This window comes from Lentibacillus salinarum, from assembly GCF_042679865.1.
GTDB lineage: Bacteria > Bacillota > Bacilli > Bacillales > Amphibacillaceae > Lentibacillus > Lentibacillus salinarum.
On record NZ_JBHTNH010000026.1, the window covers coordinates 39357 to 61941 of the forward strand.

Genomic DNA, 22585 nt, shown 5'->3' on the forward strand with positions numbered 1-22585 from the left:
TGTTTCAGCGGGGCATGAACAAATACCCCGCTGAAACATCAGAAAGGAGCTAGACACTGGTGAAATCAAATGCAGCCAGCATTGGAGAAAAGTTCTCTTTAAGAAAAAAAGAATTAAAAGCATTAATGAGAGAGCCCTTTCTATTAGTGCTGATCATATTAGTGTTCCTATCATTACTATTATTTTCAGTTTACCCTATTTTTGAGGTTTTTAAAGCAACTGTTGTTGGTGAAGAAGGGTTCGACCCATCTATTATCATTGAGCAATTGACGAGCTCCGCGTTTCTGGGCACACTTTGGAATAGCTTGAAATTAGGGATGGTTGCTGCTTTTTTTGCAACGATTATCGGTTTTATTTTTGCTTTTGCTGTAACCAGGACTTCGATGAAGGGAAAAAAATTCTTTCATTTAATTGCCCTGTTGCCCATTATTTCACCGCCATTTGTTATTGCTTTATCAGTTATTTTGCTATTTGGTCGTAATGGGATTATTTCAAACGGGTTACTGGGCTTGCAGGATACCAATGTTTATGGGTTTACCAGTCTGGTTCTGATCCAGATACTGGCCTTTTTTCCAATCGCTTATCTCAACTTGCGCGGCGTTTTGGAATCAATTGATCCTTCAGTGGAAGATGCAGCACTTAATTTAGGTGCATCAAGGTGGTCTGTCTTCAAGTCGATTACATTTCCATTGGCTGTACCGGGAGTGTTAAGCTCATTACTCCTTGTTTTTATCAAGTCGATTGAGGATTTTGGGAATCCTATGGTCATTGCGGGCGATTATAATACACTTGCTGTTGATGCCTATTTACAGATTACAGGTATGTACGATTTGAGGTCGGGGGCATTTATAGCAATTGCATTATTACTGCCAGCATTAACAGCGTATTTTATCCAAAAATATTGGATCAGCAAAAAATCCTATGTAACTGTAACCGGAAAGCCGAGCCAGGGCAGCATAAAAATCAATGAAAAGTATATCGTCTATCCATTATTCACTTTTTGTTTGCTGATTACCGGGGTCGTTCTGTTGTTTTATGGTTCTGTCTTATGGGGTTCATTTGTAAAACTTTGGGGTGTGGATAATTCTTTGACGTTTGAACACTTCCAATATATTTTTACAGTTGGCTTCAACTCAATCAAGGATACTTTAATATTGGCATTGGCATCTACGCCAGTCATTGGAATATTAGGTATGATCATTGCTTATTTACTGATCCGCAAGCAATTTATTGGTAAAAAGCTAATGGAGCTCTTTAGTATCATACCATTTGCTGTACCTGGAACTGTGGTCGGTATTGGTTATATATTGGCATTCAATGATGAGCCATTACTCCTGACAGGTACTGGGCTGATTTTAATTTTGGCCTTTGTCACAAGGAACGTGACAGTAGGTATAGAAGCAGGGACCAATAGCTTAAGGCAGGTCGATTCATCGATCGAAGAGGCTTCTACTATATTGGGAGCCAATTCATTAAAAACATTTTGGAAAATTTCCTTGCCGCTAATGAAACCTGCCCTATTTTCCGGTTTGGTATATGGTTTTGTGAAATCGATGACTTCCATCAGTGCCATTATCTTTTTGGTGTCAGTTAATTGGAACCTGATCACCGTTTCAATTTTGTCACAGGTAGAATCAAGCAGAATGGGTGCGGCTGCAGCATACTGTATTATTTTAATCGCAATCATTCTAGTAGTCATTGCATTTATGGAATTGCTTGTTAACGGTAAATTTAAGACACGGAGGGAATAGCATGGAACAAGCACCTATCGCAACGAGGTCAGCTTCAGTGGAATTAAACCAATTGGTGAAAAAATTCCCGTCAACAGACGACGGTGAAGACTTTGTTGCAGTCGTTCATTTAAATTTACAAGTGAAATCCGGGGAAATGGTGACCTTGCTGGGGCCTTCCGGATGTGGGAAAACGACGACCTTAAGAATGCTGGCAGGTTTCGAGTTCCCGACTTCAGGCAGTGTTCTTGTGGGGGATAAAGATTTTTCAAAAGTTGCCCCCAATAAGCGGGATATAGGAATGGTATTTCAGAGTTATGCCTTATTTCCGCATTTAACAGTCTATGAAAATATTTCCTACGGGCTGAACATTAAAAAAGTAAATAAAAGTGAGGTGGAAAGGCGGACGAACACTGTCTTGGAGACGATGCATCTGGAAAAACTGAAAAACCGCTCCCCATCACAGCTCTCTGGCGGGCAGCAGCAGCGTGTTGCCCTGGCACGTGCGATCGTAACGGAACCAAGGGTATTGTTGTTTGATGAGCCTTTATCCAATCTCGATGCGAAATTAAGAGAATATATGCGGGATGAATTGAGAAGTATTCAGCAGCGACTGGGCATTACCAGTCTCTATGTCACACATGACCAGACAGAAGCGATGGCCATATCTGATAAAGTCGTTATTATGAATCAGGGAAAATTACAGCAAGCAGATACGCCGTATAACATTTACTTAAGACCACGAAACCACTTTGTTGCTGACTTTATGGGCAAAGCTGATTTTGTTCCGGCAACCGTAAAGAATAAAAATGGTGATCAAATGATCCTGACCATGATGGAACGAGAAGTGGCTATCAACCATGAAACGGGTTTTCCAACAGAGAAAGGGCAAACGGTTGATTGTGTTGTAAGGCCTGAATTTTGGAAAATAGATGAACAGGGGAAATTCAGCGGGGTGATCCGGAAGACTACTTACTTTGGCAATAGTGTTGAATATGAAGTGGAAGTCAACGGTATATTGCTGACAATTATGGATTATGAACATATGAATAACGGCATAAAGCACGAAGGTGATGAGGTTGGATTACATTTGAAGGAAGAGTCAGTCAGTGTACTGGAAAAAAATGATGAAGGCGTGTGAATATTCATGGAATTTCTAAATACAAGTTTAAATATCGTGAGGGAATCCGGCGAGATGCTGATTGACGGTATTAAATCATCGTTTAATGTCGATCGCAAGGAATCAAAATTTGATTTGGTAACAGAATGGGATAAAAAAATAGAATCGTTCATTACGGAAAAAATACAAGATGCATTTCCAAATCATAAAATAATTGGGGAAGAAAGTATTTACAGTGAAGGGAGTCAATCATTCGAGGAATTATTGAGAAGTGAACCGCATCTGTGGGTGCTCGATCCGATCGATGGCACTAATAATTATATTCATAGATTGCCAGGATATACTATTTCCCTTGCTATGATAAGTTATGGGGAAATCAAATTAGGGATTATTTATAATCCGGATAATGACGAAATGTTTTGTGCTGAATATGGAAAGGGAGCTTTTCTTAATGGCGAAAGGCTGCATGTAAGTGACAGATCAGTACTGGCAGAGAGTATGCTGGCAACAGGTTTTCCTGCCGATGTTGATGTGGACCGGAAAGCTGTATTGAATCAGATCAATGAACTGGGACCATTATGCAGAAACATAAGAGTTTTCGGGTCTGCTGCCCTGCATTGTGCCTACGTAGCTGCTGGAAGACTTGAAGCTTATTGGGAACCTGGATTGAATATTTGGGATATTGCCGCTGGAGCTTTGATTGTTCAGGAAGCAAATGGCTCAGTCAGTGAAATGGATGGTTCACCGTTCATTTTAGATTTCAAAAGCTTTATGTGCGGTAATGGTGTGATGGATAATGTCATTATCCATCACTTGAATAAGGTTGCATCAAAAGAAATGGGATGAGATGCAACAAAAATTGTCTTGTATAAATCATCCATCATGGTGTTTTGGGTTTATAAAGCCGCGGTATATCCATTATAAAGGCAGCTTCCTTGTTTTCATTGAATCTATGAAACAAGGTTGACTTCAATGCTAAGGTAAATTAACAAAATGGTAATCAATTTAAAGTGAATCATGAGACCCGCCAATCGAGTGTAACTGCTGGAGAGGATGTTTTAGTGGATATTTATACAGAGTAATGACCAGACACGCAATCCTTATTATCGTTGATAGGGGATGCGTGTTTTTTTAATGGAACTAACCAAAGATGTTACCATCGGGTCCGTAAGAAGTTGGAGGGAGGCCGGTTAGAAGAAAGGTGGAGTGGCGGCAAGTGATGCCGAAGTTTGAAGATGGTATATACAGTCTAATTCAACGCCAAAAAAAGCTGTATAATTTATGAAACTTCCATTATTTACAACTTGTCAACTTTTTTTCCTTGACGTTCTTTAAAACCTTTCAGATAATAGTGCTATGTTATATTAATTACCAAATTTGTTATAATGACACAATAAACTTTTGTTAAAATAGACAATTCATGGGAGTGGTGGCTATGCAACAAAATAAAGGAACTGTATTATACTTTACTATTAAGAACAAAATTTTAAAAATGATACAAGGTGAAGCATATGACATTGACAGCCAGCTTCCTACAGAATCTGAACTATGTGAGACATTCGGTGTAAGCAGAACTACCATTCGCTTGGCCTTACAGCAGCTAGAACTTGAGGGGTCAATTTATAAAATACAAGGCAAAGGCACATTTGTGGCTCCACCAAAAATTAATGAACATATTACGCAGAAAATTAAAAGTTTCTCTGAACAAATGAGAAAAGCTGGTATGAACTCTTATTCTAAAGTCTTAAATCTGGGGCTGGTTCCAGCTTCCTCGTTTATGGCAGATAGTCTTGAAATTGAAGAAGAAGCCCCCGTTACCAAACTTGAAAGGCTTCGCTATGCAGGGGATAAGCCTTATCAATTTTCTGTTTCATATATTCCATGGCGAGTTGCACCAAATCTCGTAAATGAAGATTGCTCTTCATCCTTATTTGAGTTATTAAAAACGAAGTATAATGTATCGATAAAAAATTCAATTGAATCGATTGAACCGGTGTTACCAGAAATGGAAATTTGCCAAATGCTCCAAATACCGGAAAACACACCATCTTTCTTGTTAACTTCGCATACATACACACTAGACAATAGTGTGGTTGAGTATTCTAATACTATTGTTAGAGGGGATATGTCTAAATTTATAACGGAGCGTAACTATGATTAATTGGTGTTTAATTAAAACTAGGGCAGGAAGAATAATTTCACTGAATTGTGTTGACTATTCATACGTTATATTTTATTATTTATAGTAATAACATAATAAATTTGTTGTAACATCATGATAAGTAAACGCTCAAGGAGGTGAAAATATGGAAAAGTTTGATGTTGTCGTCTGCGGTCCTGTCTCGGTTGACATTATTTTTTCGGAAATAGACAAATTGCCGGAACCATCGGAAGAAATATACTGTGATGATTTCGAGTTCACCTGTGGTGCTTCTTATAATACTGCAGTGGCATTATCGAGACTTGGTCTGAAGGTAGCGATTCTAGCTCCAGTCGGAAATGACTTTTTGAGTAAGTTTATCATTGAAAAACTTGAGGCTGAGGGTGTCATCACAACATACATGAAATCACTGGATCGTCCTCTTCGCTCTTTGTCTGTTGCTTTGAATTATAGCGGAGACCGTTCTTTTGTCTCCTACGAGGATGAAATACAGAACTTTGATTATGGAGCCTATGTGAATTCTGTTTTGGGGAATATAGAGACTGAATATTTACATATAAGTGCGGAAAAAAGAACTAAATCAATCATTGAATATGCTAATGAAAAAGGGATTGATGTTTCTTTAGATGTAGGGTGGAATAAGGAATGGCTTCATAGTCCTGACTTAAAAAAAATTATCAAATTAAGTAATTTGTTTACACCTAATCTGAAAGAGGCTCAGGAGATAACTGGTGAAAGTGATCCCGATAGGGCTTTGGCTGTTCTTGCAGATTTGAATCCAAACAACTTAATTGTTGTAAAACTCAGTGAACAAGGAGCAATTTTCAAAAAAAGCACCACAACCGAAAAGGTATCAGGCAGTAAACGAATTCCTGTTGATACAACAGGCGCGGGGGACGTTTTCTCTGCGGGATTACTAGCTGGACTTATAAAAGGCTATGAAGTAAGACAAGCGATTCAACTGGGTAATTTCTGTGGCGGATGTTCTGTTGAAGGAATGGGCGGAACAAAAACGAGTCCGATGTGGCGAGACATACCAACAGAATTAATCTACCCAAACAGACAGGAGGACTTATGATGAAACTAACGATACTTGGTGGAGCTGGTATGCGAACTCCAATGTTGATTAATGGGTTATTTAAGCATGATGATATCAGTTTTGACGAAGTCGTTCTTTTCGATAAAGACCAGGAGCGTCTATCAGTGATGGGAGAATTATCCCGTTATTTAGTAAAAGGAAATGGTAACCCTTTCAAGCTTAATTTTACAACTGACATCCGTGATGCCGTAGAAGGAGCAGATTTCATCTATTCTGCGATTCGAGTCGGTCAGGAAGAATCGCGTGTGAATGATGAACAAATTTCTTTAAAACATGGTGTTATTGGTCAGGAAACTACCGGTCCAGGCGGATTTGCAATGGCATTGCGCACTATCCCTGTGATGCTGGAATACGCCAAGATCATTCATGAACTTGCACCGGATGCCTGGTTATTAAATTTCACAAACCCTGCCGGTCTATTAGCACAAGCATTAAATACATACGGCGCACATAAAAAAGTCATTGGTATATGTGACGCGCATGCCGGTATAAAGAATGCAATTGGAAAATTTCTAGGAATCTCACATTCTGAATTACAAGTTAATTATTTTGGTCTTAATCATCTAGGCTGGGTGCCATCTGTACTAGTTAAAGGCGAAGAAAAACTACCGAAAATTCTTGATGAATATGAACGACTTTCGCGTGTTTCACATATATTTAACTTTTTCGATCCGGAATTAGTTCGAAATATGGGGATGCTCCCAAACGAATATCTTTACTATTTTTATTATCAAGAACAAGCTTATAAGAATATTATTGATTCTCAAGAAACGCGTGGTCAGCAACTAGTACAATTAAATCGTTCATTATTGGATCGCTTAACAAAGCTTGTTAAGAAAGGAGAGATTGAAGAAGCACTCCAAGATTATAGCGCAACACTTGAAACACGCTCATCAACATATATGTCTCGTGAAACATCTGGTAATGTTCATAATGTCTATGAAAAAGAAGAAGAGGTTGAAATTACATTTGAAGAAGAAGGGTACGAAGGGCTGGCGCTTAATGTCATTAAAAGCATTGTGAATAATAAGCAACAAATTCTAACGTTGAATGTTCCTAATAATGGAACAATAAGAGACTTGCACGATGATGATGTGGTAGAAGTTCCATGTCTTGTTAATAAGAACGGCTATTTTCCACTGGCAATTGGAGACGTGCCTGATATTTCAATGTCTCTTATTAAACCGGTTAAAATATATGAAAGATTTGCAGTCGAAGCAGCAGCAAAAGGTGACTATACTGCTGGTGTGAATTCTTTAACGGTTCATCCGTTGGTTCCTTCATATAAATCAGCTAAGGCAATTATGGATGAGTATATGCATGTTCATAAGGAATATCTTCCTAATTTCAAGTGAAGTGAAATTCCTGTCGATAACGTCTGGTTAGGGGTATAAAAATGGCAAAAACAAGATTTGTAGAGACCCATGAAGAATTATCAGTTTTAGCAGCAGAAAAAATATTTTCCTGTATTCAACAAAAGCCAGATGCAGTTGTTTGCTTGGCCGGGGGGGATACGCCGTTAAGAACCTTTGATATTTTTATAGAAAAAACAAAGCATCATTCGGTCGATCTTAGCAAGATTACTTTTGTTGGTTTGGATGAATGGATTGGTCTTGATGGTTTTGACAAGGGAAGTTGTCGCAATACATTAGATGAATATTTATTTTCTCCGCTAAACGTCAAAGAAAATCAAATTATTTTCTTTGACGGGAAAGCAGAATCAACCGAGGGTGAATGCAACCGGATACGAAACGCCATTAATCGATTAGGCGGTTTAGATTTTATACTACTGGGCATTGGAGAGAATGGTCATTTAGGATTTAATGAACCAGACGTTCCCGTGGATGAATTGGTACACATTGTAACACTTGATAATATAACCAGAGAATCCGCGAGAAAATATTTCAGTTCTCCAGTAAATGTTTCAAAAGGGATAACGTTAGGAATGAAATTGATCCTGTCGACCAAGGAAATTGTTACAATTGCAAGTGGGGAAAGTAAAGCTCCTATTGTAGATCAAATTATAAACGGACCGGTCACGCATAAGGTACCGGCCAGTCTATTGAACAATCTGGAAATTGCTGAATTTATTTTTGATAAGACCGCAGCATCTAAAAATTTCGTGTAATTTTTTAATTCGTTTTAATAAAGCGATTTCATTAATGTTTAGATAGATAAAACTAATAGGGAGAGGATATAGTAATGAAACTTAAAAATTTAATGTTCAGAATATTCATTTTGCTGTTTTTGCTTTTAGTAGTTGTTGGATGTTCAAACGGAAACTCTGAGGACTCAAGTAATGGAAAAAGTGGTAGTGGAGATGAAAGCGTGACGGTGAATGCTATTTTCCCAAGTGGAGATGGGGCTGAAGACGATATGAAAGAACTCACAAAACAGTTTGAGGAGGAAAATCCTAACATTAATGTAGAATTAGAATTTGTTGCTTATAATTCTATGAAACAAAAGATCTTAACATCAGCTAAAACCGGTGATTACGATGTGACAATGGTCGATTTGCCTTGGCTGGCACAATTTGCTAATGCTGGTATCCTGCAGGAGGTTCCAGGAGAGATATCTCAAGAGGATAAAGATGATATTTTTGATCCGATCCTTAACGGTGTAACTTATAACGACAAAATGTACGCAATGCCATGGAAAAATGATGCTAAATTCTTATTTTACAATAAGGAAATGCTGGAAGAGGGAGGCATCGATTCCCCACCAAAAACTTGGGAGGAATTTAAAGAACAAGCACAAAAGATTAAAGATCAAGATATAGTTGAGCATCCTACTGTGTGGAGTTGGAGTCAGGGTGAGGCTCTGGTCTGTGATTATGTTGCCGTTTCAAGTGGTCTTGGTGGAGACATAGTTAAAAATGGCGAACCAACATTTACAAATGAAAATATAAAAGAAGCAACTGAGTTTATGGTAGATACTCTAGAAACTGGACTATCCAATCCTAATTCCACGGAATATCTGGAGCAGGATGTATTGGATAACTTCATCAATGAAGATTCTGCATTTGCTTTAAACTGGTCTTTTATGTATAACGAAGTGAAAAATTCAGATATTGCTGACAAGCTTGGGATCACTATAGTTCCGGGTTCTGAAGATGTGAAAAGTTCAACAGTTTACGGCGGCGAAGGTTTAGGGATTACTTCCGGAAGTGAGAATCCTGAGGAAGCTTGGAAGTACATTCAATTCTTAACATCAAAAGAAGTTCAAAAGAACAATATAGAAATCACCTTGCCAATTTGGAAATCGCTCTATACAGATGAAAAAGTATTGGAAGATAATCCGGAATTGGTAGAAACCGCTGAAGAGCAGTTTAATCATATGGTAAGCCGACCTAAAATACCTGCCTATGGCGAATTGTCACAAACAATTCAAGTAGGTGTTCAGGAGGTATTGACAGGGAATAAAGATGTTGAAACAGGTTTAAAAGATTTACAAAAAGAAGCAGAGAGTGTAATGCAATAACCTATGAACAAGATCCACCTGCTTTGTAAGCAGGTGGACATTACCATTAATGTCACGAAAGAAACATACGATTTTTGCATATATTAAAGGTTTTATTAGCGTTATGTAAACCATGGAGGTTGTATTAACATGAAAAAGGGGCTAACTGAACAAAGATTTGCGTGGCTTATAATTTTACCCGCTGTGTTAATCGTATTTGGGATTGTTATTTATCCACTGTTACGTACTTTTGGATATACATTTCAGGATATGGATCTTTCGATGGGTGGAACCGGGGAATTTAATGGACTATCTAATTACATAGAAGTTTTGGGGGATTCTGCATTTTGGGCAGCGGCAGGACGGTCTGCTTACTTTTCTTTTGTATCTATCGGTCTTGAATTATTTCTGGGGATTTTAATTGCTTTGCTGCTGAACGAAAGACTAAAGGGGCTGGGCTTTTTAACGGCCATTATAATTATTCCGTGGGCTATACCGAATGTTGTAAGCAGTACAATTTGGAAGTGGATTTATCATCCGGAATATGGAGCTTTCAATGCTCTGCTCACTCAATTAAATATTATACCTGAATATCAGTCCTGGCTTGGTTCCCCATGGACAGCTATGAATATGATTATTTTAGCAGATGCTTGGAAAATGACTCCTCTCGTTGTTATATTTATGCTTTCTGCTTTAAAATTAGTCAATAATTCTGTGTATGAAGCTGCAATCGTTGATGGGGCAGGGATATTCCGCCGATTCTTTTCCATTACGCTGCCATACTTAAAGCCGATGATCTTAGTTATTGTTGTTATCCGTACAATGGAAACCTTCAAAGTATTTGATTTAATTTACGTCATGACTGGCGGGGGTCCAGCAGACGGTACAATGGTGCTGGGATATAAGGCGTATTCCGAAGTGTTTGAAAATCTTAATTATTCCGGAGGCGCAACTTATTCCTACTTAATCGCCTTTATCATTGGCATATTAACATTCTTTTATATTAAAACATTGAAGCGGGAGGAGTCTTAACCATGTCTAAAAACAGACCGTTAAAGATTATTCAGTATATCTTTGCTGTAATCATAACTGCATTTACGTTAGGACCGTTTGTTTGGATGTTTATTACCAGTATTTCACATACGCAAGATTTAAAAGAAGTACCTCTTCAATGGATTCCAGAGAACATTACGTGGCAAAGATATGCAGATATTTTTCTGAATCATGGGAATGAAATGGCAGAGACTTTTCGTGTTGCAATGTTTAATACAGTTCAAGTAGCTATTGCAGTCACAATATTATCTTTAGTTGTTGGCGGTGTGGCGGCATATGCATTTGCGAGGCTTAAGTTCAGATTCAGGAAAAACATGATTTATTTATTCTTATTTACCTATATGATACCGCCGGTGGTTATTGTGATTCCACTTTATTTGCTATTCAGCAATCTGAATATGCTAAACATGAAGCTAACACTTATTTTACTGGATGCAACTTTTATTATTCCTTTTGTTGTTTGGATAATGCAAAGCTATTTTTCTTCCATAAGTAATGATTTTGAGGAAGCAGCAGCAATAGATGGATGCAATCGTTTTCAAACTCTTTGGCATATTATTGTTCCGATCGCGAGACCTGGCTTTATTGCGACGGGGATAATGGCTTTCTTAATGGCCTGGGAAGAATTCTTCTATGCATTAATTTTCACTTCAAATCTTGAAGCAAAAACGATATCTGTTGCGATCGCTGAATTTAGTGGGCGCCATCTTACAGACTTTGGAATGACAGCCACTGGGGGGATTATAGCTTCGATACCACCAGTCATTATTGCAATCATTTTTCAAAGATATCTCATTACAGGAATGAGTGGCGGTGGTGTTAAAGAATAGAACGTTTCGTTTCGTGTTATATAGGTAATGTTCTTTTATATAGACACCTTGAGTTTTACCTAAACACAAGGCTCACCTATTGAAAGAAGTAAGACTGAACAAGTTAGAATAAGTTTTGGTAAAGTCAAGAGGCGTTCATTTTTACTATTTATTTTTATAAGAAAGTTGATCAAAAAACCTGCAGCCATTGTTTCGTTGAAAAAATTTAAAGTATTCCTTTAAGACCTAACGGTTAAACTGTCCTCCTGTAGTAACCCAGCCAAGTAAAATTAGGTTATTTCAGAGCAGCGGTATTATTATACTAAGCCACCCCTAATTCGGGTAGTAAATTTGGATGTTCTTCAGCGATAAAAGACCAACCACCTGTTTACGAGCTCTAAGCGCAAGGATACATTTCTCGGGAAATTGTTTCAGTTCCGTTAGCTTTTTGGCGTAATACTCAGCATAAACAGGGTTGTGCACTCGAACCTTGTCTAGCAGCCTCCACGAGGTAGTATTTGAGATAGTGGTTCCCAGATTGAATTAGCCTAGTCCGTTCGGCAATAAAATCACCGGATTGACCGATATAATGATGTGAAACTATTTGCTTTGAAGGTAAGCGCTTTATCCATGCATGCTCAATAAATATATAAAGCAATTTTAATCTCATATAAAAGGCGGTGATAACCCGTGAATAATATTCGTTGTGCAGTAATTGGTGCAGGAAGACTGGGAATGGTTCATGCAAAAAATATTGCAGAAAGAGTTAAAGGCGCTGAATTAACAGCGGTTGTGACATCACGTCAAGAAAGTGCAAGAAAGGCAGCATCAGAGCTTGGTGTCGACTGGTGGACTGATGAGCCGCAGGAAGTGTTTGACAGTCCTGACATTGATGCTGTTATTATAGCCAGTCCTTCTCCAACCCATGCAGAACTGATTATTCAGGCAGCCAGAAGGAACAAGCATATTTTTGTGGACAAACCTATAACCGAAACACTTGAGGAAGCAGATGAGGCTATCAAAGAAGTCGAGAACAATAAAGTCATTTGTCAGGTGGGATTCATGCGGCGATTTGATCCTGCTTATGCCCATGCTAAACAAAGAATCGAGCAGGGTGATATTGGGGAGCCAATTTACTTTGGCGCTGTGAGTCGTGATCCGGGAGCCCCGCCTGAAGCATTTATAGAAAAAAGTGGCGGTATTTTCATAGATATGTGTATTCATGATTATGACATTGCGCGTTTTTTAATGGACGACGAGATAAAATCCGTTCAGTCATTTGGGACGGTTCTTCTTCATCCATTTATGAAAAAATATGACGACGTTGATCAAACGGCTACAGTGTTAGAATTTCATAATGGCGCAGTAGCTAATATTGATGCCAGCAGAAATGCTGTTTACGGTTATGATATTCGTGCTGAGGTAGTCGGTACGGAAGGGGCTATTCAAATTGGTTCTATCCAACATCACAATAATATCGTCTTAAAAAATAATATCAGCTATCACGATAATATTCCGGATTTTATGACGAAATTTGAAGCGGCTTTTCTTGCAGAAATCGAGCACTTTATAGCTTGTGTACAAAATGGTCAGACTCCCCGAATTGATGCTAAGGACGGAAAGAAGAGTTTGGAGATTGCTAATGCGGCATTACAATCGTTCAAGAAAAAAGATATGGTATATTTGTCATAAAGAATAACGTAAGCTTAGAAACTGGTGTCAATACATTTAGCGCAAATCGTCTGATTGCACCGGAAAGTAGCCTTTAGAGCATGATTAAGCAGAAAATAGTAGTAGATTGAGAGGGCATATATATATTATAAATGCCCTTTACTTTTTACATGTTTGATTAAGCGCTTTACTGAATTTAAAATGAGCGCATTTATCTGTAGGTGTCGATTTTGCATCAATTGCTATCTAAGGAAAAAATGACATTCTTGAAAAACAAGTCAGCAGAATTAAGGAAGTTACTGGTTAGAACAATTCATCATTGCCGGTGCCGTACATATTGGTGGGCCTTTGTCGGCCATTGATGTATTGGTTAATGTATATTTTAATGAAATGACGATAACGCCTGAAAATCCATTAGATGAAAATCGTGATCGATTCGTTCTGTCAAAAGGTCATTCTGCAGTAGGTCTGTATACCGTGCTGGCACTTCGCGGCTATTTTCCAATCAATGAGTTGGACACCTTTGATGCCATTGATTCGCGTCTGCAAGCCCATCCGGATATGACATAGCGCCCATTTCCATTATTCACATGCCTTCCATTAACCCCCTTGAATATAACGCGATTATAGAAGCAGCTAATGCAACTGGTGCCATCGTAACGGCAGGAGAGCAAAGTATTATGGGCGGATTAGGAAGTGCTATTTGCAGAAGTCCTTGTCGAGAATAAACCTGTTCCAATGGTTCGGGTAGGGGTGACAGACAGAAATTCAGAATCAGCCCCAAATGAAGATTTGCTTAAGAAATATGAACTGACGACTGATCATGTTGTACAGGCAGTAAAAAAGGTTTTGGAAAAAAAGAGCTGAAAGGAAAAGACAGAAGACCATCCAAAATGACTTCAAGTTCTATTTACAAGTATTTTACATGAGTAGAAACGATCAAGTCATAAACATAAAAGGGAAGCGGTTACCTAATCTGAATACTTTTAGGTTTCCGATAACCGCACCCTGACACCTCTAACCGGCGTTTATTTCATAAAAACTGACGGTTCATATCAATAGACCTCCGTATTTTAAAATAGGTCAGTCATCATACAGATAGATCCTGGATTCCCTACCAAAGTGCTACTTGGAGCCTTTTTCAACAGCAGCTGGCTTTTCATTAAACCTCTCCGTTAATTATCTGATTTCTACTTTAAAAAAATTTCAGAAAAAAACTTGGTCAAATCTATATTCTATGATAGTATATAGGAAAGCGCTTAACTTAATAGAAAAAGGGGGATAATGGGGTAGGTATTTGTTATTTTTAAATCCTTTTGAAAGCGTTTTAACATTATTTAGGAGGAGTGAAAAATTAATGAAGAAGTTATTTGGTGCTTTGCTGTTCACATTTGTTTTTATCCTTGGCGCTTGCAGCAGTGATGATGCTGGAGGGGAATCGGATGGCGGTTCAAGCTCAGACGGTGAACAATCCATTTCGGTGGCCATGGTTAAGGGAGCAGAGACGAAAGCGATTAGTGAATTGGTTCCGCAATTTGAAGAAGAGACAGGGATTAAAGTCGATCTGAACGAGTTTAACTATGACACACTTTATGAACGTATTTACAATGATTTACGCTCCGAGGGGGGAGCCTACGACGTCATTTTTGCGGACGATCCTTGGATGCCAATGTTTGCGGGGGGAGATTTTCTAACACCGCTTGATGAATTGGATTACACGCCGGATGATGATTTTGCAAAAATGTCCCGTCAAGTCAGCATGTGGCCTGCTCCCAGCGGTCCGCGTCTTCCTGGGTCAGATCCGGATGAAGAACCACGTTATTATGGCGTTCCGGCAGTGGGGAATGTCCAACTATTCTTCTATCGTAAGGATATTTTAGATGAGGCACCTGAGACCTGGGATGACGTTGTAACGGCAGCAGAGGAACATAAAGATGAAATCGAATATGGTTTCGTTCCCCGTGGAGCAAGAGGGAATGCGATTGCTTCAAATTTCAGTGCCTTTTTGTGGTCACACGGAGCTAATTTCTTCGATGATGAGTGGAATGTAACTCTGGATAACCCGGAAGCGATCGAAGCATTGGAGTTATATGTAAGTTTGAAAGAATATGCACCGGATGGTGTGGCTAACTATAACGCTGATGAGCTTGGACGTGTCATGGGACAAGGAGATGGCCTGATGTCAGTTGTTTGGCCGGTTTGGGGAGAAGAAATGGAAAAAGAAGATTCTGCTGTTAAAGGAAAAATCGGTTATTCTTTGGTGCCAAAAGCTGAAGGGCAAGAGCATGCACCAATGATTGGCAACTGGATTATGGGGATTCCGCAAATTTCCGAGAATAAGGATCCCGCACTCGAATTCATCAAATGGGCATCTTCTGAAGAGGTTCAAGTTGAAATGACCAGATCTGGTGGGCTTCCAACGCGCAAAAGTGTCTTGACAGATTCTGAACTAAATGAGGACATCCCATATCTTGAGGCGGTAGCCGATGGATTGGAAAATGCGAATTTCCGTCCGCGTACACCGCTGTATTCAGAGGTTGAATCCATTTACGGAACTGTTTTGAATCAGGCCTTAACTGAAGATTTGACACCTGAAGAAGCGCTTACTCAGGCTGCGGATGAAATAGAAAAACTGATGGAGGATAATGGTTATTACAACTGATGGTCATGTGAGCAGCGTCGCCATGTCGGCGCTGTTCCCTCTATTATTTTCCAAGACAAAGGGAGGTTCAACGGAGAATGCGTAACAGCGATAATCTGGCTCACCAGGCGGATAATGACAATTTTCAAGTGGAAAAAACTCAGAGCAGTCAAAAGAGAATGAAGGACCCAAAAAACGATGGACCATCCTCTAGATTAAAAAAAGAGACCAGGCTTCCCTATTTATTGTTGCTACCAACTTTAATTTTATTGGGTATTGTCACGCTATTTCCAATCATCTACTCACTTGTCGTATCGTTTTCTTCGTATGACACATTTGGGAATGCCACAGGATTTACCGGTCTGTCCAACTATGCAGATGTTTTTAGCAGTTCGGATTTCTGGAATGCTATTATGGTTACCCTGCTATATACATTGTTTGCAGTATCAATTGAGATAGTACTTGGTTTTACGTTAGCACTGATGGTTTCAAAAGATGGAAAAGCTATGCGCTATTTACGCTGGGTACTGATTATCCCCATGATGTTATCACCGCTTGTGGTTGCTATTGTTTTCCGCCTTATGCTAAATACAGACATGGGTATCATTAATTACTTACTGCAGGGTGTTGGCTTGCCGAAGATAAACTTTTTAGGTGAACCAACTTTGGCATTTATGTCATTGGTTTTTGTAGATATTTGGCAATGGATGCCGATGTGCTTTCTGATAATTCTTGCCGGATTACAGGCATTGCCGCAGGATCCATTTGAGTCGGCGGCAATTGATGGTGCATCCAAGTTTCAGATCATTCGATTTGTTACAATCCCGATGTTAAAGCCAATTCTTGTCGTTGCGTTAGTTATTCGAACGATGGATGCCTTGCGTACATTTGACCAGGTATTTGTGCTGACACAGGGAGGCCCTGGACGAGCAACTGAAACAATCAGTTTTCTGATGTACCGTACATCGATGAAGTTCACTGATTTCGGATTTGCTGCAGCAGGGTTGTTTATTGTGTTGATCATTACAATCATCATCTCGACTATATTGATCAGAATGATGAATACAACGCAAGCTAAAAACTAACAGGAGGGTGAACTGCCGATGTCTAAAATTAATAGTATGATTGCACGAGGTGAACTTGGATCCACGATTTTTCGAATCATTTTTTTGGCGGGTTCGATCCTATTTGTACTGTTTCCGTTATACTGGATGGTGATTACAAGTTTAAAAAATGAAAATGAGTTGTTCGCCAATACACAAACATTCTTTCCTAAGGATCTGACCTGGGAGCATTACTTTGATCCAGTTAGTGGTATCTTTGCAGAAGGGAGCACTTTTATACAATTTTTCCTTAACAGTATGATTATTTCGTTTGTATCGATGATTTTATGTTTGGGAATCGGCGCCTATGCTGCCTATAGTTTGGCACGTTTCAAATTGAAGAAAAATCGAAACGAGCGGTTATCATTTCTCATTTTAACAGCTCGAATGCTGCCACCGATTGTTGTGGTTATACCGATGTATCTTATTATGCAGCAACTGGGGCTGATTAATACTTATTGGGCGATGCTGATTGTTTATACGGGCTTTAATTTGCCTTTTGTTGTCTGGATGTTAAAAGCATTCTTTGATGAGGTACCGAAAGAACTTGAGGAATCTGCCATGATTGATGGTGCATCCAGGATGAAAGCATTTCATATTATTGTACTGCCCCTTGTGTTGCCCGGATTTGTGGCAACGTCGATATTCACATTAATTTTGACATGGAATGAATTTATGTTTGCGATGTTTCTTTTAAACTCAACAGACATGATGACACTCCCTGCAGGTATTTCAACATTTATCACGCAATATGAAACAAATTGGGGAGCCTTGACGGCTGCAGCGACTGTATCCGTTATTCCGGTATTGATTTTTTCCTTCGTTGTGCAAAAACACCTGGTTAAGGGAATGACAATGGGAGCTGTCAAGGGTTGATCGCTCATTTTAATAGGTAACTAATAATAAAACTAAGGTCTATCTCAGGAGGAGAATATAGACCTTGGTTTTTTGTTTTTATTTGGAATGAGATTCAAGTTTTTCGGACTTGATTAGATAAAACTTGTAAAAAGATTGTATGAAAGCCATAACAATGGTAGAATCATATCAAGAGTTAACCAAAATAAACCCATCTTGAAATACCACTGTATGAAACAAAGGAATGATAACAGGTGTTAAAAATAAAACGATTGGATAAAATCAAAGCGTATATCAATGAACATGGTTCGGCTTCGTTGGACGAACTGGTGAAGGAATTCGGTGTGTCAAAAAATACGATCAGAAGAGATGTCCAAACTTTAATAGAAGGTGGGGCGTTTAAAAAGGTCTATGGGGGTGTAGAGGTTAATAAACCCAACACAACGGTACCGTTTGATGACAGAAAAGTACACAACATCGAGAGTAAACAGAAAATCGGCAAGGCAGCAGCTGAATTCGTTGAAAACGGGGATATTATTTTTATTGATTCCGGTACCACCACTGTGGAAATGGTAGATTATATAAAAGATAAAGAATTGACAATTATAACCAATAATATTGCTTTCATTTTCAGAGCGTTCCCATACAACAATCTAAGTATTTTTTCTACCGGCGGCATGATGGAAAGAAGGACGAATTCATTCACGAGCGCCGATAATGACGAAATTATCACGACTTATAATATTAAAAAAGCCTTTTTAGCGACCACAGGGCTAACCATTAAAAATGGGGTAACAAACTCACTACCATTGGAAAGTAGCTTAAAAAAATCAGTTGTAGAACGCAGCACAGAAACATTTTTACTCGCTGATTACAGTAAGTTTGGCAAATCTTCGTTAACAACGTATAGTGAACTGAATGAAATTGATTTTTTGGTAACCGATAATATGCCGGAAGCCTTTTATACCTATACGCAAGAAAATGGTATCAATGTTGTTTATCCGGAAAACTAAAGAATCGGGATGGGACGTCTATTGACAGCATCCTCAGATACGGAATTTTTTAAAAATGGTCCATAGCACACATAATTTAAACCCGGGAGGAATGTTACATGCCATTGTTAAAGTTTGATGTGATAGAAGGAAGGACGGACGACGAATTAAAGAAACTATTGGATGCAGCTCATGATGCTGTTGTAAAAGCTTTTGAGGTGCCGGATAGAGATCGTTACCAAATTGTCCATCAGCATAAAGAAGATGAAATGATTATACAGGATACTGGGTTGAACTTTGAAAGAAGTCAAAATGTTGTGGTCATTTCTGTCCGAACGTCACAAAGAAGTGACAAGCAAAAAAGAGCGTTTTATCGGATTTTGGCTGATGAACTGCAAGCGCAATGCGGAATAGAACCAAATGATATCATGGTGTCCATCACGACGAATGGGGCTGCTGATTGGAGCTTTGGCTTTGGTGAAGCGCAATTTTTAACTGGTGAATTATAGAAATCTATTAGGACCATGTAACGTAAATGTTGCCGGGGCTGTGCCCAGGCTTTTTTAGTGAGGATTTGGGGTACAAATATAGAAAAAATGTATAAAGTTTAGAATAATTATTGGAGTATAATTGTTTTTGTGATACGATATGGGAAAGCGCTTAACTAAAGGAGGCAGCAGCTATTGGAAAAGATAAACTGGGGTATTTTAAGCACGGCAGAGATAGCAAGGAAACTAACCATACCAGCTATTCTCAGGGCTAACAATGCGGAATTAAACGCTATTGCCAGTTTAAGCGGCAACACGAAAGATTTAGCATCCAAACACAACATTCCCAAAACGTATCACAGTTATGGCCAATTATTAAGTGACCCGGATATAGACGCTGTTTATATCCCGCTTCCTAATCACTTGCACGCCGAGTGGGTTAAGAAAGCGGCTGAAATGGGTAAACATGTCCTTTGTGAAAAGCCGGCTGCTCTCACTGCAGCGGAGGCTAACGAAATGGTCACGGTTTGTGAACAGCATGGTGTCGTTTTTATGGAAACATTTACGTACCAGTATCACCCGCAGAATAAGCGTGTTAAAAATATCATTGCCACAGGTGAAATTGGCGATGTGAAACTAGTTCGGTCCCACTGTTCTTTCTACCTAGATAAAAAAGAGAATTTCCGTCTAACCCCAGACACGGGTGGTGGTAGTTTATACGATGTTGGGTGTTATAGTATCCACACGATAAGGAACGTGTTGGAACAGGAGCCAACCCATGTATGGGCGAAAGCTGTATACGATGACAACCAAGTGGATATGTCGGCCACCTGCCATTTAGAATTCGGAGATGGTAAAAAAGGAACCTTGGAGTGCGGGATGGATATGGCCAAACATATGGTGTATGAAGTGGTCGGAACCAAAGGCGTCATTCAAGTCCCAAGAGCTTACCAGCCAGACATGTTTGGCGGGGAAGGTATTCTGTATGTGTTGGACAATGATGGCAACACAAGATCAGAAATGATTCAGGGCGATGAATTCAAAATTAACATCGAACATTTTTCCGATTGTGTCCTTAATGAAACAAAACCTTTCTACGATGGCAATAATACGATTCGTAATATGAATGTCCTCGAAGCCTGTATCACGTCAGCAAAATCAGGCAAAGAGGTTAACGTAACAAATGCTGTTACCGTCTAAACAGCTCTTTGAAGGTGCTTTCAATAATGGGTCTTCCGTTTTGAAAATAACGTTATATCGACAAAAATACTTAAGAGGTGATGAAAAATGGAGAGGAAAATAGGGATTGGTATCATTGGTTTTGGCCGGATCGGACGCTTGCACGCGGACAACGCTTTAGTATCTGACAAAGTGGTATTGAAGGGCGTTTCTGATCTATTTATTGATCAGATAAAAGGAACCAAGTACGAACAAGCGGTGAATCTCGTAACAGATGATCCCTATGAGATTATTAACCATGATGAAATAGATGCTGTATTCATTTGTGCGAATACCGATTCACATGTTGACTTAATTACAGCTTGTGCATCGGCTGGTAAACATGTTTTTTGTGAGAAGCCGATCAGTTTTAACTTGGAAGAAACAAAGAAAGCCTTGGAAGCGGTTAATCAATCGGGTGTTAAATTTCAGGTAGGGTTTAACCGCCGTTTTGATAAACATTTTAGGAAAGTCCAGGAAACGGTCAGAAAAGGTGATATTGGTGACCCCCATATTATCAAAATCACTTCACGCGACCCTGAGACGCCACCTGAAGCATATATCAAACGCTCCGGTGGTATGTTCATGGACATGACCATCCATGACTTTGATATGATTCGCTATCTATCCGGTAAAGAAGTTGTAGAAGTCAGCGTGAAAGCAGCGAACTTAATCGATCCGAAATTTGGCAGGAATGATGACGTGGATACGGCCATTATTACGTTAACGTTTGAAGATGGCTCATTAGGTGTTATCGATAACAGCAGGGAAGCCGCCTATGGTTACGACCAGCGTATTGAAGTATTCGGGTCCAAAGGGGTCGTTTCGGCCAATAATGAACAACCAACGAATGTCGAAATAAGCACGAAAGAATCAGTAACAGTTGACCATCCAAAATACTTCTTTTTGGAGAGATACCATGATGCATATGTAGACGAAATGGAGGAATTCGCTAAAGCCATTTTGGACGATGAGCCACTTCTTTTAACGGGTGAAGACGGGGCTAAAGCTGAACAGCTGGCAAAGGCTGCCAAACTATCACGCGATCAAAATAGACCTGTGTCAATTTCGGAACTGAATGTCACGATTTAATGGCTGTCAATTGATTGGTATTTTATAGGATTAAGAATCTATCCGGAAAGTAGGAAAAGATAGTGAAGCCAACCATTTATGATGTCGCCAAAGAAGCAAACGTTTCCATTGCAACGGTCTCCAAAGTCCTCAATAACACGGGGAGGATTGGTGAGCATACAAAAAAACGCGTTATCAGCACCATGAAGGATTTAAATTATGCCCCAAGCTCGGTTGCTTCCGCTTTAACCAAAAAGCAAACAGATTCTCTGGGACTCATAATTCCTGATATATCCAATCCATTTTATTCAGAGGTCTCCCGAGTGATTGAAGACGCGGCATTTGAAAAGGGATTGACGCTGTTCATATGCAGTACCGATTATAATATCGAAAAGGAAAGAAAATATATTGAGTTATTACACAGGAAACAAGTGGATGGTTATATTATAGCATCAGGATTTAAGAGTATGGATTTAATGAAAGGATTAATAGACGACACCTTCCCAATCGCCTTGTTTGCTCAGGACAGCCCGACGAATAATTTTAATGTTATTTCGGTCGATGATTACAAAGGTGGTTATTTAGCCATAAATCATCTGCTGTCTCTCGGTCACAGAAATATTGGTGTTATTGCGGAGTATGTTAACAGCAGTAAAATACGGTTACATGCGTATCGGGATTTATGCGATATGTACGGTTTACCTGTTCAGGAAAAAAATATTAAGAAAACAATAGCCAATATAACCAATGGTGAAAAAATGATGAAAGAATTGTTGCAACAGGAGAACCCGCCAACAGCCGTCTTTGCCTGTAATGATGCGCTTGCAATCGGTGCTATGAAAGCTGCGAGAGAATTTAAGCTTAACATTCCCAAAGACGTGTCTATCATTGGATTTGATAATACAATCCTTTCGTCAACAGGTGTTCCGGAATTGACAACCATTCAACAGCCCATTAATGAAATGGGTAAAGAGATTGTGGATGCCGTCATACATGAAATGAGAACGCCGGAAAGTGTCAAACAGCGAAAATTATTCACACCAGCATTAATTGAACGGGAATCGACGGGTGAAGTGTAGTTGACGCATTCTATCAGTCATATGATATTTCAGTGA

Annotated in this window: 22 protein-coding genes; all 22 read left to right on the forward strand. The window is 39.2% G+C overall.

What is annotated here, in order from left to right; all coding sequences use genetic code 11:
• Window positions 1-59: 59 nt before the first annotated feature.
• The 22 genes from ACFQ4A_RS12095 to ACFQ4A_RS12200 all read left to right on the forward strand — a co-directional run bounded on the left by ACFQ4A_RS12095 (window position 60) and on the right by ACFQ4A_RS12200 (window position 22549).
• The gene (locus ACFQ4A_RS12095) at window positions 60-1751 is read left to right on the forward strand and encodes an ABC transporter permease (RefSeq protein WP_382400956.1); all 1692 of its coding nucleotides are present in this window, start codon (window positions 60-62) and stop codon (window positions 1749-1751) included.
• A 1-nt stretch (window position 1752) separates the two neighbouring features.
• Window positions 1753-2871, forward strand: a complete 1119-nt coding sequence (locus tag ACFQ4A_RS12100; protein ID WP_382400958.1) for an ABC transporter ATP-binding protein — start codon at window positions 1753-1755, stop codon at window positions 2869-2871.
• Between the two features lie 6 nt (window positions 2872-2877).
• Window positions 2878-3696 carry an inositol monophosphatase family protein gene (locus ACFQ4A_RS12105; RefSeq protein WP_382400960.1) on the forward strand — a complete coding sequence of 273 codons (819 nt, stop codon included), beginning with the start codon at window positions 2878-2880 and terminating at the stop codon, window positions 3694-3696.
• 589 nt (window positions 3697-4285) lie between these two features.
• Window positions 4286-5011, forward strand: coding sequence for a GntR family transcriptional regulator (locus ACFQ4A_RS12110; RefSeq protein WP_382400962.1), 726 nt, complete (start codon window positions 4286-4288; stop codon window positions 5009-5011).
• A gap of 145 nt (window positions 5012-5156) precedes the next feature.
• Window positions 5157-6089, forward strand: a complete 933-nt coding sequence (locus ACFQ4A_RS12115; RefSeq protein WP_382400964.1) for a carbohydrate kinase family protein — start codon at window positions 5157-5159, stop codon at window positions 6087-6089.
• The gene (locus ACFQ4A_RS12120) at window positions 6089-7465 is read left to right on the forward strand and encodes a 6-phospho-beta-glucosidase (protein ID WP_382400966.1); all 1377 of its coding nucleotides are present in this window, start codon (window positions 6089-6091) and stop codon (window positions 7463-7465) included. The genes ACFQ4A_RS12115 and ACFQ4A_RS12120 overlap by 1 nt, the downstream gene beginning before the upstream one ends.
• A gap of 41 nt (window positions 7466-7506) precedes the next feature.
• Window positions 7507-8238, forward strand: coding sequence for a glucosamine-6-phosphate deaminase (locus ACFQ4A_RS12125; RefSeq protein WP_382400968.1), 732 nt, complete (start codon window positions 7507-7509; stop codon window positions 8236-8238).
• Between the two features lie 74 nt (window positions 8239-8312).
• Window positions 8313-9590 carry an ABC transporter substrate-binding protein gene (locus ACFQ4A_RS12130; protein WP_382400970.1) on the forward strand — a complete coding sequence of 426 codons (1278 nt, stop codon included), beginning with the start codon at window positions 8313-8315 and terminating at the stop codon, window positions 9588-9590.
• Window positions 9591-9719: 129 nt separating this feature from the next.
• Window positions 9720-10601 carry a carbohydrate ABC transporter permease gene (locus ACFQ4A_RS12135; RefSeq protein WP_382400972.1) on the forward strand — a complete coding sequence of 294 codons (882 nt, stop codon included), beginning with the start codon at window positions 9720-9722 and terminating at the stop codon, window positions 10599-10601.
• A 2-nt stretch (window positions 10602-10603) separates the two neighbouring features.
• Window positions 10604-11452 carry a carbohydrate ABC transporter permease gene (locus ACFQ4A_RS12140; RefSeq protein WP_382400975.1) on the forward strand — a complete coding sequence of 283 codons (849 nt, stop codon included), beginning with the start codon at window positions 10604-10606 and terminating at the stop codon, window positions 11450-11452.
• 669 nt (window positions 11453-12121) lie between these two features.
• Window positions 12122-13123 (forward strand): inositol 2-dehydrogenase, encoded by a 1002-nt coding sequence (gene iolG, locus ACFQ4A_RS12145; RefSeq protein ID WP_382400977.1) that lies wholly within the window; start codon window positions 12122-12124, stop codon window positions 13121-13123.
• Window positions 13124-13450: 327 nt separating this feature from the next.
• Entirely contained in the window at window positions 13451-13672 is a 222-nt protein-coding gene (locus tag ACFQ4A_RS12150) for a hypothetical protein (protein WP_382400979.1), read from the forward strand.
• 20 nt (window positions 13673-13692) lie between these two features.
• On the forward strand, window positions 13693-13830 hold the full coding sequence (locus ACFQ4A_RS12155) for a hypothetical protein (RefSeq protein ID WP_382400981.1): 138 nt from the start codon (window positions 13693-13695) through the stop codon (window positions 13828-13830).
• Window positions 13799-13969 carry a hypothetical protein gene (locus ACFQ4A_RS12160; RefSeq protein ID WP_382401129.1) on the forward strand — a complete coding sequence of 57 codons (171 nt, stop codon included), beginning with the start codon at window positions 13799-13801 and terminating at the stop codon, window positions 13967-13969. Before ACFQ4A_RS12155 ends, ACFQ4A_RS12160 begins: the two co-directional genes overlap by 32 nt.
• A gap of 490 nt (window positions 13970-14459) precedes the next feature.
• Window positions 14460-15764 (forward strand): extracellular solute-binding protein, encoded by a 1305-nt coding sequence (locus ACFQ4A_RS12165; RefSeq protein WP_382400983.1) that lies wholly within the window; start codon window positions 14460-14462, stop codon window positions 15762-15764.
• A 77-nt stretch (window positions 15765-15841) separates the two neighbouring features.
• On the forward strand, window positions 15842-16828 hold the full coding sequence (locus tag ACFQ4A_RS12170) for a carbohydrate ABC transporter permease (protein WP_382400985.1): 987 nt from the start codon (window positions 15842-15844) through the stop codon (window positions 16826-16828).
• An 18-nt stretch (window positions 16829-16846) separates the two neighbouring features.
• On the forward strand, window positions 16847-17722 hold the full coding sequence (locus ACFQ4A_RS12175) for a carbohydrate ABC transporter permease (protein WP_382400987.1): 876 nt from the start codon (window positions 16847-16849) through the stop codon (window positions 17720-17722).
• A gap of 233 nt (window positions 17723-17955) precedes the next feature.
• Window positions 17956-18714 (forward strand): DeoR/GlpR family DNA-binding transcription regulator, encoded by a 759-nt coding sequence (locus tag ACFQ4A_RS12180; RefSeq protein WP_382400989.1) that lies wholly within the window; start codon window positions 17956-17958, stop codon window positions 18712-18714.
• A gap of 98 nt (window positions 18715-18812) precedes the next feature.
• Complete coding sequence (locus ACFQ4A_RS12185) at window positions 18813-19202, forward strand: tautomerase family protein (RefSeq protein ID WP_382400991.1); 390 nt, start codon at window positions 18813-18815, stop codon at window positions 19200-19202.
• Between the two features lie 174 nt (window positions 19203-19376).
• Window positions 19377-20381 (forward strand): Gfo/Idh/MocA family protein, encoded by a 1005-nt coding sequence (locus ACFQ4A_RS12190; RefSeq protein WP_382400993.1) that lies wholly within the window; start codon window positions 19377-19379, stop codon window positions 20379-20381.
• A gap of 87 nt (window positions 20382-20468) precedes the next feature.
• Window positions 20469-21491 carry an inositol 2-dehydrogenase gene (gene iolG / locus ACFQ4A_RS12195; RefSeq protein WP_382400995.1) on the forward strand — a complete coding sequence of 341 codons (1023 nt, stop codon included), beginning with the start codon at window positions 20469-20471 and terminating at the stop codon, window positions 21489-21491.
• 62 nt (window positions 21492-21553) lie between these two features.
• Window positions 21554-22549, forward strand: coding sequence for a LacI family DNA-binding transcriptional regulator (locus ACFQ4A_RS12200; protein WP_382400997.1), 996 nt, complete (start codon window positions 21554-21556; stop codon window positions 22547-22549).
• The last annotated feature ends 36 nt before the right edge of the window (window positions 22550-22585 follow it).

What these genes read in the sequence shown, in the direction of transcription:
- ACFQ4A_RS12100 (WP_382400958.1), top strand. Translation starts at nt 1,753, where the DNA reads ATGGAACAAGCACCTATCGCAACGAGGTCAGCTTCAGTGGAATTAAAC.
- ACFQ4A_RS12105 (WP_382400960.1), top strand. Translation starts at nt 2,878, where the DNA reads ATGGAATTTCTAAATACAAGTTTAAATATCGTGAGGGAATCCGGCGAG.
- ACFQ4A_RS12110 (WP_382400962.1), top strand. Translation starts at nt 4,286, where the DNA reads ATGCAACAAAATAAAGGAACTGTATTATACTTTACTATTAAGAACAAA.
- ACFQ4A_RS12115 (WP_382400964.1), top strand. Translation starts at nt 5,157, where the DNA reads ATGGAAAAGTTTGATGTTGTCGTCTGCGGTCCTGTCTCGGTTGACATT.
- ACFQ4A_RS12120 (WP_382400966.1), top strand. Translation starts at nt 6,089, where the DNA reads ATGAAACTAACGATACTTGGTGGAGCTGGTATGCGAACTCCAATGTTG.
- ACFQ4A_RS12125 (WP_382400968.1), top strand. Translation starts at nt 7,507, where the DNA reads ATGGCAAAAACAAGATTTGTAGAGACCCATGAAGAATTATCAGTTTTA.
- ACFQ4A_RS12130 (WP_382400970.1), top strand. Translation starts at nt 8,313, where the DNA reads ATGAAACTTAAAAATTTAATGTTCAGAATATTCATTTTGCTGTTTTTG.
- ACFQ4A_RS12135 (WP_382400972.1), top strand. Translation starts at nt 9,720, where the DNA reads ATGAAAAAGGGGCTAACTGAACAAAGATTTGCGTGGCTTATAATTTTA.
- ACFQ4A_RS12140 (WP_382400975.1), top strand. Translation starts at nt 10,604, where the DNA reads ATGTCTAAAAACAGACCGTTAAAGATTATTCAGTATATCTTTGCTGTA.
- ACFQ4A_RS12155 (WP_382400981.1), top strand. Translation starts at nt 13,693, where the DNA reads ATGCCTTCCATTAACCCCCTTGAATATAACGCGATTATAGAAGCAGCT.
- ACFQ4A_RS12165 (WP_382400983.1), top strand. Translation starts at nt 14,460, where the DNA reads ATGAAGAAGTTATTTGGTGCTTTGCTGTTCACATTTGTTTTTATCCTT.
- ACFQ4A_RS12170 (WP_382400985.1), top strand. Translation starts at nt 15,842, where the DNA reads ATGCGTAACAGCGATAATCTGGCTCACCAGGCGGATAATGACAATTTT.
- ACFQ4A_RS12175 (WP_382400987.1), top strand. Translation starts at nt 16,847, where the DNA reads ATGTCTAAAATTAATAGTATGATTGCACGAGGTGAACTTGGATCCACG.
- ACFQ4A_RS12185 (WP_382400991.1), top strand. Translation starts at nt 18,813, where the DNA reads ATGCCATTGTTAAAGTTTGATGTGATAGAAGGAAGGACGGACGACGAA.
- iolG (WP_382400995.1), top strand. Translation starts at nt 20,469, where the DNA reads ATGGAGAGGAAAATAGGGATTGGTATCATTGGTTTTGGCCGGATCGGA.